Here is a 12,261-nt window from a genome sequence, read left to right as displayed (position 1 = left end):
GTCAGCTTACCATGTAAAAGGCAAGCAACCACCGTGGCTTGATGGACATCTAACCCGGCACAGGAAGTATAAATAACGTTAACTGGTTCAGTCATGTTGACCCCTCCTCGGATAAATTAAGTATGGGAAAGGTTATCTGCTTTTGTAAATCAGTATTTTTATATTCATGCTTAAGCGCAATATTTCGGGGTACTCAAAAAGCAGACGGATCAGTTTGTCTCTCGAGACCTTCGCATCGGTACCCATTAAAAGTCGACGACCACTAGCCTTTCACCCATATCATACGGGAAGAAAGATTAATGGTCGCCGATTTAAACTTATATTTTTTTCATCTTCCGGGGTGTGCGCCAGCACATGGATGTATGTCTCACTCTGTTTTATTTTGCTAAAATTTATTAAGCTATTTCTGATTTACTCGATATCGGTGTCGCCAAATGAGCAAGACTACCAAAGCAAGTTGAAGAAGTGCAACGATAGTTTCTTTGGGTGTTGCTTTTCGAACGGTTACCTTAACGTGTTTTGTTTTGAAAAGCTGCATTGGCAAGGGTTCCCTTCATACAAAGATTTATTGAATATCTAGTTGGCTTCATGATGGCATTTTTTCCAAAAAAGGAAGTCGGTTACAACTCGCCGCCCTTTTCAAAGGTCGGCACCATCTTTTCAGCTCTTAGCAATACTAATTGATGAAGTAGATCTTTCAGATTATAAGTAATGGTTGCAGCAATCTTATCATTAACACTTGTGTGCCATTCCGGTAGTTTGGTCTTGTCAACATCTTGGTAGGCAGCGTCAGCTTTGGCAACGGCTTGGCGGCCATGGGCGAAGCCAAACTTTCGGCTTTCTGAAACGGCAGTCATGGCATCCAAGTCGTGTTCCGCAAAGAATGGATCTGCCAACATCGCGATTAATTTATTTAACCAGTAAAAGCTCTCAGTTGTTGTCCGGGCTGGCGTATTCTTAAAGTTGGTTGGCGTATCTATGCAGTTTGCGAAGAAGGGAACTGGTGCATTAAAAATATTAACGCCCTCGGCTAACCAATGAATGGCAGCATGTTCGGCCGGAAAGTCCGGTCGAATTTGTAAAATATGCATTTCCTGGTTTCGATTCATCCCAATTGGTCGGTAACGAAGCCGAGTTTCTTGATTACCGGTTTTGCTATAAGGGTCAAAATCAGTTCCTTGATAGTGACTGCTTAAAATAAAGGCGACATCTTCAATCGAAATCAAATGTGCAGGGATGCGTTCAAAGGGCATTGTTCGACTTTCTGGATCTTGGTTAATTTCAGGGTTCAGATACTTTTGACCGTACCAAACTCTGGGAGTATTGTAATAGTGATCAGCCTGAACGTCTTCACCGAAAATATCGCGGAAGTTAAAATCTTTGGGCGATTTATTTAAGTGATTTTTTTCGGCAAATTCTTTTAAATCTGCACTGTACATATAATGATCGGGATCGTTAAAATCAATTTCTTGAATACCGGTCTGGTTAGGGGCAATCACGTAGGCGTTGTCCGGAATTCGTTCGGCTGCCCAGTGATGGCCGCCAACCGTTTCAAAGTACCAAACTTCATCGGTGTCGGAAAACGCAATTCCGTTACTTTCACAAGTGCCATACGTGGTTACCAAATCACCAAGTCGTTTAACGCCTTCACGGGCACTATGGATATACGGAAGGACAACAGTCAGCATGGCTTCTTCGCCAATCCCGTCATTGACCAATGGATCGAGGCCTAACATGGTGGTATTGGTAAATTCAGTTTCGGTGGCACTCATAGCGACATTATCAGTATTAATACCGGATTCACCCCATAGACCATCACTGGTATCCGCACACGGGGTTTCTGTATAACGAAGTGGGCTTTCTGGTAGTTTCAATCGAAAATTATTAAAGGTTGAAACATATTCGTTGGGCTGGTCTTCAGGTGTGACGACTACGAAGCGTTTGGGGTTAATCCCACTGCCGGCATCTTCATTTCTGGCAATCATTGTTGAACCGTCAACGGTGGCTTTTTTGCCGACTAAAACGGCAGTGCAGCTGGATAAATTTCGGGCTGTTTGCAAAATCAATCATTCCTTTCAAATTTCATCTCTCTTATAGCATACAACGAAATGATGATTTTCAAAGGCTAATTTTTAATGCAACTAGCTGATAAGAATATTTAAAAAGGAACAACACTATTTAGGAAGGGGAGAACGTGTCATTTTTGGAAAAACAACAGTCAAAATATGGATTGGTCTTTTATTAGGATTGGGAAGTACCCTTTATTTATCAGTGGCTCGTCATCCGATTTATCTACTACCGGTGATGATGAGTGTGGCTGCAGCTATTCTGATTGGGATGGCAATTGCGGACATGATTCAGGGGAAAATGCGACATAAAAAGTAAAAGGAGCGAATAACGTTGAAAGCTTTATCAATTAAAGAACCCTATGCTTGGGATATTATTACCGGTGACAAGACAGAAGAGTTTCGGACTTGGCAGCCGGGGAATGTCTCAACATTTTTAATGGTAAGTGCTGGAACCCCGTCACCAGTGGATTTCGGTTTAGGATTACCAAACGGTTTTGCTTTGGCAGTAATTAACATTGGTCATGTTGAAAAGCCAAAGCCCGATGGCCCGTATGCCTGGTCGGTGACAGTCAAGGATTTGGTCCAACCGTTTTCAGTTAAGGGACGGCTGAAATTTTATGACGTTGACGATTCAAAGATTAAGGTGCAACCGGAATTAACAAAATCGTTGCTGGCCTATCGTCAAAATGAGGATGCAAGAGAAGCCGATTTGTTCATTCGCCGATACGCGGATCCGCTAACCCAAATTGGATATAGTCAAATGCCCAAGAAGTATCAAAAAATTTTGGATCAAACCGGCAACTGGAATGCGGTGGCGGAGGCTTGGGTGGAGAGTGCAAGAAAAAGCGGTTAGACCCCAGAATATAAGCCCCCTAACCTAATATTCCTGATTCTGGAATATTAGGTTAGGGGGCTTATATGGCCGGGGTCTGCTTTTCTCTCGCACGTTTTGTCTAGGTAAAAGGGGTGAAATATTCCTGATTCTGGAATGTTAAGTTAGGGGGCTTATATGGCCAGGGTCTGCTTTTCTCTTGCACGTTTTGGTCAAGTGAAAATGATGACAGCAGCTATTCCCGAATTTGGAATGTGGGCTTGACCTACTTATATGGCCGGAACCTGCTTTTCTCTCACATATTTTGCCCACGTGAAGGAAAGGTAAGAGGAATTCTGGGCAATTTGCCTAAGGCCTATCAGTCCATTGATATAACTATGCTGCCAAACAAAAAGAGCCAAGACAAATGAATCATCCCAGTTCTTTGGTAGCGACACTATTGCAATGATGCTATTTAGCAAAAACTAATTGCGTTGTTTTGGGAAATACCAAGGCTTGCCCGTATACCCAGTATTTTTGAACTTTTTTCTGCTGATTATTAGGCGTTCGATTACGTAAAACATTGGCTTTAGAGATGCGATACCAATTATATTGCAATCCTTGGCTGGCGAACATATCGATGTGGACAGCATTATTCACAACACCATAGCTACTCATTTTAGCTTTTTTCCAAGAGATCGTTTTAATCTGTTTATACTTGCTGTTTGGAACGTGGTTATACAATTTGAACGACTTGTAATTGGTTCCAATTGTCGCGAATTGATCCGTTTTGTGATAAGTCAGTGAACCTGGTCGAACACCGGCGTTATTAGCCGCATGTGCTGGTGTTGAATTTAATGTTGCTGTGCCAAGTAACGTTAGGGCTGCTAGTAATGATAATGGTAAAAACTTGTTTCTTAACATATCTTTTCCCCTTTCAGTTAATCACAAATTATGAGTGATTCAATATATCTAGCATATCATAAAAGACAAGTTCTGAAAGCGCTTAATATTATTTAGATGGTTAAATTTAATGCCTAGGTGGTTAGTCGTAAAAAAGATCTAATCAAATGCAATGTCTTTCTGCAATCATTATACTTGAGCTAGAATAGTGCCGGTTGGGGGGAATTATCATGAGATTATTGGGTAAATTATTTAAGAAAAAGATTAATCGGATCATCTTGATGGGAGCAAGTGTGGTGATTCCTTTATGTGCGGGTTTGTCACTCGGATTTAGTAATATATTATTCAGCAACTTGGCTCCAACAGTTGTTTACGCCAAGGGAAATATGAACCAAGAGGCAATTAATAAGGGAAATATCACCCCACTATGGCGTGAAGAATACCGTGGTAAAGGGATGGTCGTTGCAATTATTGATACCGGGATTCAACCACATAAAGATTTGCGATTATCTGATCCCAATACGGCAGCCATCTCTAAGTCCGATGCCCAGAGATTAATTGCTCAAAAGGGATACGGCCGTTATATTAACAGCAAAATTCCGTTTGCTTATGACTACGCAACCAACAGTAATCAAGCAACTGAACCAGATAATATTTCGTCTTTCCACGGTCAGCATTGTGCGGGGATTGTTGCGGCAAATGGTCGTGTTACCAAAAAATCGTCAAAATACGTTGTGGGGGTGGCCCCCGAAGCTCAACTGTTGGACCTAAGAGTTTCAGATATGATTGATGATGAAAGTCATAATGATGTTGCCCGGGCGATTCATGATGCGGTTGATCTTGGTGCCAATGTGATTAGTATTTCACTAGGCAGTGGTTTTCCGAATCAATCGCCTTTTGATGAGGAGCAGGCTGCCGTTCAGTATGCGGTGGATCATGGAGTCTTTGTTTCGATTGCGGGCGGTAATAATGGTCATGGTGCCAGTATCTACACGAAAAATCCCACTGCCACTACCGGTGATATTACAACTGGGTATGCGGCTGCCAATAGTGGGATCATCGCTGATCCGGGAATTGCCGCTAATGCCATGACAGCAGGCGCAGAAAACAATTCCAAGGGATCTGATACAGATATGACAGGATATTCCTCGTGGGGGCCAACCCCAACTTATGTATTGAAACCGGATATTTCTGCACCCGGGATTGCCTCGACTTCGACTTGGAGAGACAACGGATACGCGACGCAGGGGGGAACCTCAGCCGCAACGCCGTATATTTCTGGCGCAGCTGCTTTAATTATAGAGAAGTTAAAGCAGACCCAGCCTAATTTAATAGGCAGCCAATTAGTCATGGAGACTAAAAACATGCTGATGAACAGTGCAACGCCGATGAAAGATGTTCAATATAAGTCGGGTTATATTTCACCACGGCGTCAGGGCAGTGGTGGAATTAACGTTTTGGCGGCTGGCAATTTACAGGTGACCGCAGTTGATCCGACAACCAATATTGGATCGGTATCACTGGGGCAAGTTGATAATCATAAGTCATTTACCGTTCAGATTGCTAATCATGGTAGTCAACCAATTACCTATACGTTTGATAATGCGATTGGCCCGTTAACCGAAACCCGTGATACCAAAAAAGAAGGTCAGGTTCATGATGTTTCGTTATCTGGGGCGACGTTAACTGCTGATCAGTCAACATTCACTGTTGATCCCCAGCAAACAAAATCAATTAACCTAACACTTAATCTTAATAACCAGTCCCAGAAAAATCCGGTTATTGAAGGCTATTTACGTTTTGTCGCTGATGATAAGAGCCAGTCACTTTCTGTCCCATATCTTGGTTATGAGGGTGATTTAACCAAAGAACAGGTGATTGATTCGCCAGCGTTTCAGTCGAATTCTGCCTTTAGAGGCGGTTATTTAATGGACGAGTTCAATACGCCACTCGGAATTAGTGATCGTGATTCATTAAGTGCTTACGTTAATAATCAAGCCAACAAAACCAGTTGGGCAAAAATTGCATCTAAGATTCATCCGGCAAGGGTCGCCTTTTCGCCAAATGGTGACCATCGGCAAGATGCCGTCAAACCATTTGTTTTTGCTAAACAGGGACTGGCAAACGTAACTGCTCAAATTGTTGATGATCAGGGTACTGTGATTCGAATTATTGATCAAGAGACGAATACGGATCGATCAATTGGCGATAATACGAACAACTTGGATTTGTCTACATCGTACAGTATGCGTCGAGATCCTAATGCATTTGAATGGGATGGCACTTATACCAATACCAAAACCGGTCGAACTCAGGTTGCTCCCAATGGTCAATATCATTATCAATTAATAACGACCAACTATAACGACGGTGCTGCTAAGGTCCAAACAACGACTTATCCGGTTCGAGTTGACGATCAGGCACCAACAGTTAAAGCAGTGAAGTACTCGGTTAAAAAGGGAACGCTTAGTGGTAAATTTAGTGATCATGGCGCAGGCTTTGTTCCGATTTCTCGTGGTGTTTTAAAAGTTGCCGGTAGCCAATATGGGGTGTCACTGACCAAAAAAACGACGCATCAGGGTGCGTTCACTAAGCGATTAAGTCAAGCTGTTAAGAATAAGCTCAACAAGCATTCGGCGACCTTTATGTTGACCGATATTGCTGGTAATCGGACCATTGTAAAAGTGGTCAAGGCTTCTGCAGCAAAGGCAAAGTCACATAAGCAAACGCAAGCCAAGAACCGGGTTCCACAATTGAAATGGTATCTATATGGGACCAGTGATTATTCATTTATTGATATGAAAAATCGGGCCTTTACCGTCCTGGCACGGATTCCAAAAAACGTTCCAGGCATGACGGCATTTGCAGAAGATACGCAAAGTGGCCAAGTCGTTAAAGGCCGTTTAAACCGGGCAAAAGGAATTGCCGCCTTTAAATTAAAATTCGATAAGGCAGGGTACATCGTCCTTCAAGGATGGGCTCAAGTTCCCGGTAAGCAATTTGGCGCATTTCTAAGATCTCCAAAGAAAATGATTTCTTTTGGTCAATATCCAAATTCTGATAATTTTAACCAACTTAAAAAACGCGCACCCAAGTTAAATTCAAACACCAAGGCAGTCAAACAACTTAGGTTAAGCTATGGGGCACCAACGCCTCATGGGCATAAACGGTCGCAACTGACATACCAACAAACACCAAGTAAAGGGATTAAATTTGCACGATTGAATGACAATTTCCAAACTTATTTGAATGCAAAGAATAGTGCGAAAATTTATAACGAAAAAACACACGAGTTAACAATTAGTGGTAAAGTTTCTCATCCGAGCCAGCAAAAATTAACGGTGTTAGCCTTACCAAATGAAAACGCTGCTGGCAATCACGTTCATCTTTCCAAGACCGGTCAATTCAAGGTGAACGTGCCGTTTAATCCGACAGAACAGCGTGGGGTTGGGTATAATCTTGAGACGAAAGTTAAGACCAAGAATGGTAACTATCAAATGGAAAAGCAGCGGGGGATTCTGGAAATTTATCTCGATGTGGTTGCGCCAACGTTGAATGTTAATCAAACAGTTTCCGGAGATCAAGTCACGTTCACCGGTACCAGTAATGATAATGTTTGTGGGGTTAAGGTTTATTTGAATGGTAATAACGTCTTTGCGCAACAGAACAATGCTGGATTTAATGTTCATGATCCTGATAAGCCGTTAAACCTATATCCTGATTATCAAATTAATCAAACGGAAAATTTAAAACGTGGCCAGAATCATTTTATTTTCAAGGCAGTTGATCAGGCTGGCAACGTGGTGGAGAAATCATTTACGATTAATCATTGATGATGACTCTGATCACAATAGCAGAATGGGGCTGGGACAAAAGTAATTTCGTCCCAGTCCCATTTTGTATAATCACGATTATTACCGACTGGAAACGTGCGCCAAAAGGCAACTTCCTGCCGCGTAACCGCCTTTCGTCCCACTCTCATTTGCAATTAGAACTTCGATTCCAATTAATGAGTTAGTTGAGCGTGATGACACAATCTGGTTGTAGTATCATATTGGCTATCGGCTAATTAAGAATAAAATAACTAATCAAAGTGAAAAAAGAGGATAATCATGACTAATAAGCAGATAATCGCAAATAAGCTTTGCTATACAGAACTGGTTTACCAGAGAATTAATAAGAAATTGGCCATGAATTTTACAAAAGTTCAAATTGAACGCTTAATTTATCATGTAGTTGTCAATGCTGATTTGGTGGAGCGGCGAGGAAAGAATTTCTACATCTATAATAACCAAAATAGGGTTGTCGTTACGGTAAATGTTAATAATAATCGTGTGATTACAGTTAACAAAATGTAACATCCATCCTGAATGAGAGAAAGTAGGTACCAAAGTGATTATTATTTAACTTTTAAAACATTGGGGAATAAATCCAACATTATTTTCGTCTTTTAGCTCTAAAAAAAGATCCAGCAAAAACCGACATCGGTTTTAACTGGATCTGATTTAAAAATGGTGCCGCAATCCAAACTATTATTGGCAGTTGTGTGCCTCATCAAGGTTGGGATGACTTAACTAAGCAGTCTCTTTGGTAACAATAATGCGGCCATCGTGTGGTTTACCTAATAACTGGTGTCCTTGAATGACGCCATCAATTGTAAATGGTAATTGATAGCCGATTTTGATTGTTACTTTTTTCTCAGCCATTAGTTTGAGTATGGTACTTAATGCTTCTGCGTCCGAAACGGCCTTAGTGGGGGCAATCGGTTTGAACTTAAATGGTTTATTCGAAAGTGGCTCATCGCCACCAACACTGGTAATAATCCCATTATCTTTAACAATCCGGGCATCACTATCACTGCCGGCGCCATTTAAAGCGGAATTGATGACCACGTCAGCCTGATTAGCGAGGACCAAAGCGGGATCTTGTTTGTTATAGGGAATGTATTCCTTGACACCCAGTGACTTGACGTAGGTTTCGTTTCTGCTGGCACCAATGCCGATAACATGAGCACCTAAATTCAAAGCCAGTTGTGCCGCCAGCGAACCAACACCACCAGAGGCGCCCTTAACAACGACTGTTTGGCCGGATTTGACCTCACCAAAGTAGTAAACGGCTTTATACGCTGTAATTCCAGGGGTTACAATCCCAGCGGCTTCAGCGAAAGAGACGCCATCGGGGATTTTAACTGTTCTGGCAGCTGCCGCGTAAGCGTATTCGGCATAGGAACCGTGACCATGCGCAACAACACGGTCACCAATTTTAAAGTCGCCTACATTGGCACCAAGTTTTGCAACGGTTCCGGCAACATCGCGGCCGGGAACTGTTTGCTTGGTCGTCGTCCGGTACTCACCAGCCCGCATTGATTTCTCGAAGTTATTGAGGTTAAAGGCTTCCGTTTTAATTAATATTTGATCGTCGGAAATTTCCGGTGTCGGCACGTCATATTCTTCAAAAACGTCTGCAGCACCGTTATGATCGTATCCAAAGGCTTTCATGATAACTCACTCCTATTTTTGAAATATTTTAATGATCGATCCACTAAAATTGTAAGGGTTCTCAATCACGTTATCAAACAAACGGCTTGGCAGGATGGTCGATGAACTTAAATAATTGGACTGGCAGAACCCGCCAACTTGTTGACTAGTTGCAATTTGACGTGTACAAAACTGTGATGGTAAAAAAGAAGCCGGGCAAAACGACTTTTACCCCGGCAATCTTCCTATCATTAAATTTGTTATTCTTCGTTTTTCAAGAGTTCAGAAAATGCTGGTTGATCAGATAAATTGGACTGTTTTGTGTAGGTCTCAATCGTTGCTTGATCGAACTGTTCAGGATCAATTGGCATAAAACTTGTATCAACCGGATCCTGATTTTTGACCTTGGCATCAATTAAGATTGGCTTGGTGTTACCAGCAGCTTGTAAATCGTGAACTTTCTTAAAGGCAGCTGCAAGTGATGCCTTGTCATCAACTTTGATGCCAATTGCTCCCATGCTATCTGCGAAACCGGCCCAATCAGCACCAATAAAGTGAATGCCGTATGGTTCTTGATTGGCAGTAATTTTTTCGTGTTGGATGTAGCCAAAGGCCTTGTTTTCAAGAACAACGTTAATAATTGGCAAATTGTATTGAACTTGAGTTAACAAATCCTGCATCACCATTGAGAAGCCGCCGTCACCAGAAATACTGAAGACTTGTCGGTGGGGATAGCTTAATTTACCCGCAATGCTGGCTGGCAACGCGTAACCCATTGTGCCAAACCAGGCAGACATACTTAGCTTTTGATCGTGGTTAAATGGCAATTGACGAATTGACCACATCAAATTATTACCTACATCTAAGCCAAAGACAGCATCGTCATCACTGTTTTCCTTAATTGCCCGAATAACTGCTTCGGGGGCGAGCCCATTTTGCTCATCATCGGCAACTTTGTTTAACCAGGCATCCCAATTTTGCTTGTCTTGGCGAGCGGCCTTGAGAAATGGGGTTGGGGTGATTTCGGGCTCAGTCTGATTAAGTTGCGCGAAGAACGGCTTGGCATCTGCTAACACCGTCAAATCAATGTCATGCTGCTTACCTAAATCTTCAATGTTATTATTGATTTGGATGAATTTGATTCCTTGGGGTAAGAAACGACTAAATGGGTAATTGGTACCGGCCAAAATAATCAAATCAGCGGCTTGAGTGACTTCAAAAGCTGGTTTGGTTCCTAAACGACCTCGGGATCCCATGAAATTGGGATGGTCAGTTGGCATAATGCCGGTTGCCGGAGCAGTCGTTAAAACGGGAACGCTGAATTTTTCTGAAAATGCTACCACTTCGTCACGGGCATCTTTCAAACCTAACCCAGCCCATAAAACAGGATGTTTAGCTGCTTTAATGGCCTCGTAAACAGCATCGACAGCTGTTTGATCAACAGTAGCGTGAGTTGCTGGTTTAAGAACCTTGGCTGTCTTGTAGGGCTCAAATTCAATTGTTTCACCTGATAAATTGTCAGGAATAATCACGATAGCTGGGCCCTTTGTTCGATAGGCATAACGAATGGCTTCATCCATGACATATGGTATTTGGTCAGGATTAGTCACCTGTTTATGAAAATCAGTTAAATCTGAAAACATTGGATCCTGGTCCATTTCCTGGAAAAAGTAGGTGTTCATAATTGGCGTTGCCGATTGGCCAACAATTGCAACAACGGGGGCGTGATCCATTTTTGCGTCATACAAGCCATTAAACAAGTGGGTCGCACCTGGACCGGCAGAACCAAAACTAATGCCGACTTTGCCGGTTAATTTAGCATCGGCGGTTGCCGCAAGAGAGCCAACTTCCTCATGACGAACCTGAATATATTTGATATGATCACGTTCTTGATACAAACCGTCAACGGTGTTATTGATGGAATCAGCAGTAATACCATAAATATGATCGATGTTCCAGCTTACAAGCACTTTGGCCAGTGCGTGGCCAGCTGTTATTTTTGCCATGTTAAAAGTCACTCCTAGATTTTATTTTCGAGATGCTTACTTTTCGTAAGTATGCTAATTAATATAACGCTGAAAAATGGTGAATGCAACTGTTGTATTTTACAAGTAAAAAATTTATCCTAATGGACGCCAAATAAAACAAGCATTATAATTAAGAAAACATGATTGGAAAGGTGAATGACATGCCAAATCAACCACTTAAATTTAATTATCAGGCAGCTCAAGGAAAGCCCGAAAATATCCGTCATCCAAATGGGTATTGTCCGTTTTGTGATGTTGAGCACCTCACTCACATTCTGGCACGGGATCATGATCGAATTTGGTTAATGAATAAATTTCGAACTTTAGAAGAGACCACTCAAACAGTTGTTATTGAGTCCAGCAACCATAATGGGGGACCTTCCATTTATCCAGTTTATACCAATCGAAAGGTCTTTGAGTTTGCATTTAAATGTTGGCACGAAATGATTGTCTCTAATAAATATACAAGTGTGATTATGTATAAGAACTTTGGTCCACTATCTGGTGGCAGTCTGCGACACCCTCATTTTCAAATCGTTGGGTTGGATAACTACGATGTCTACCAGAATGTCAGCATTAAGAATTTCACTGGTGTCCCAGTTTCAGACGATGGTCAACGATCGATTACACTCTCAACGGATCCAATTATTGGATTTGTTGAAATTAATATTGCAATTAACGGTGTCACTCAAATTGATGCGCTGGCCGATGCGGTTCACGTTATCGTGAAATACTTATTGCATGATTATATGGGTGGTCGTTTATCATCATACAACCTGTTTTTTTATGAGATTGACGGGAAATTTTATTGCAAAATTGTGCCGCGATTTGCAACATCACCGTATTTTGTTGGCTACAAGATTTCTCAAGTCCAGGATATGCCACGGCTAAAAGAGATTGCTGAAGAGATTCAAGAAAAATTGAGCAAGACAACGATATAGATATTTGTTATTGAGACGCAAAAAGAAGGGGTT

Annotated in this window: 9 protein-coding genes; 4 read left to right on the top strand and 5 right to left on the bottom strand. The window is 41.8% G+C overall.

Annotation, left to right across the window (positions count from 1 at the left end; all coding sequences use genetic code 11):
* Positions 1-400: 400 nt before the first annotated feature.
* The gene (locus tag FC85_RS15775) at positions 401-538 is read right to left on the bottom strand and encodes a hypothetical protein (RefSeq protein ID WP_157051295.1); all 138 of its coding nucleotides are present in this window, start codon (positions 536-538) and stop codon (positions 401-403) included.
* 82 nt (positions 539-620) lie between these two features.
* On the bottom strand, positions 621-2,060 hold the full coding sequence (locus tag FC85_RS13020; protein ID WP_057865950.1) for a C69 family dipeptidase: 1,440 nt from the start codon (positions 2,058-2,060) through the stop codon (positions 621-623).
* A 340-nt stretch (positions 2,061-2,400) separates the two neighbouring features.
* Between FC85_RS13020 and FC85_RS13015 the strand changes: the two genes are divergently transcribed.
* On the top strand, positions 2,401-2,922 hold the full coding sequence (locus FC85_RS13015) for an ASCH domain-containing protein (protein WP_225427608.1): 522 nt from the start codon (positions 2,401-2,403) through the stop codon (positions 2,920-2,922).
* A 429-nt stretch (positions 2,923-3,351) separates the two neighbouring features.
* Here FC85_RS13015 and FC85_RS13010 read toward each other — a convergent pair whose 3' ends face one another.
* A complete protein-coding gene (locus tag FC85_RS13010; protein WP_057865949.1) occupies positions 3,352-3,804 on the bottom strand; it encodes a hypothetical protein in 453 nt (150 codons plus the stop codon).
* Between the two features lie 209 nt (positions 3,805-4,013).
* Between FC85_RS13010 and FC85_RS13005 the strand changes: the two genes are divergently transcribed.
* Both FC85_RS13005 and FC85_RS13000 read left to right on the top strand, forming a co-directional pair.
* Complete coding sequence (locus tag FC85_RS13005) at positions 4,014-7,616, top strand: S8 family serine peptidase (protein WP_225427607.1); 3,603 nt, start codon at positions 4,014-4,016, stop codon at positions 7,614-7,616.
* Positions 7,617-7,895: 279 nt separating this feature from the next.
* Positions 7,896-8,141 (top strand): DUF3781 domain-containing protein, encoded by a 246-nt coding sequence (locus tag FC85_RS13000; RefSeq protein ID WP_057865948.1) that lies wholly within the window; start codon positions 7,896-7,898, stop codon positions 8,139-8,141.
* A 216-nt stretch (positions 8,142-8,357) separates the two neighbouring features.
* On the opposite strand, the gene FC85_RS12995 is transcribed toward FC85_RS13000, so the two are convergent.
* Complete coding sequence (locus tag FC85_RS12995; protein WP_057865947.1) at positions 8,358-9,281, bottom strand: NADP-dependent oxidoreductase; 924 nt, start codon at positions 9,279-9,281, stop codon at positions 8,358-8,360.
* A 239-nt stretch (positions 9,282-9,520) separates the two neighbouring features.
* Entirely contained in the window at positions 9,521-11,266 is a 1,746-nt protein-coding gene (locus FC85_RS12990; protein ID WP_057865946.1) for a thiamine pyrophosphate-dependent enzyme, read from the bottom strand.
* A gap of 182 nt (positions 11,267-11,448) precedes the next feature.
* Between FC85_RS12990 and FC85_RS12985 the strand changes: the two genes are divergently transcribed.
* Positions 11,449-12,228 (top strand): DUF4931 domain-containing protein, encoded by a 780-nt coding sequence (locus FC85_RS12985; RefSeq protein WP_057865945.1) that lies wholly within the window; start codon positions 11,449-11,451, stop codon positions 12,226-12,228.
* Positions 12,229-12,261 lie beyond the last annotated feature (33 nt).

This window comes from Lentilactobacillus diolivorans DSM 14421 (assembly GCF_001434255.1).
Taxonomy (GTDB): Bacteria; Bacillota; Bacilli; order Lactobacillales; family Lactobacillaceae; genus Lentilactobacillus; species Lentilactobacillus diolivorans.
This window is presented reverse-complemented; position numbering and strand designations above follow the sequence as displayed.

Excerpts from the sequence above, each read along its gene's own strand:
- FC85_RS15775 (WP_157051295.1), bottom strand. The coding sequence starts at position 538 with ATGCAGCTTTTCAAAACAAAACACGTTAAGGTAACCGTTCGAAAAGCA.
- FC85_RS13005 (WP_225427607.1), top strand. The coding sequence starts at position 4,014 with ATGAGATTATTGGGTAAATTATTTAAGAAAAAGATTAATCGGATCATC.
- FC85_RS13000 (WP_057865948.1), top strand. The coding sequence starts at position 7,896 with ATGACTAATAAGCAGATAATCGCAAATAAGCTTTGCTATACAGAACTG.
- FC85_RS12995 (WP_057865947.1), bottom strand. The coding sequence starts at position 9,281 with ATGAAAGCCTTTGGATACGATCATAACGGTGCTGCAGACGTTTTTGAA.
- FC85_RS13010 (WP_057865949.1), bottom strand. The coding sequence starts at position 3,804 with ATGTTAAGAAACAAGTTTTTACCATTATCATTACTAGCAGCCCTAACG.
- FC85_RS12990 (WP_057865946.1), bottom strand. The coding sequence starts at position 11,266 with ATGGCAAAAATAACAGCTGGCCACGCACTGGCCAAAGTGCTTGTAAGC.
- FC85_RS12985 (WP_057865945.1), top strand. The coding sequence starts at position 11,449 with ATGCCAAATCAACCACTTAAATTTAATTATCAGGCAGCTCAAGGAAAG.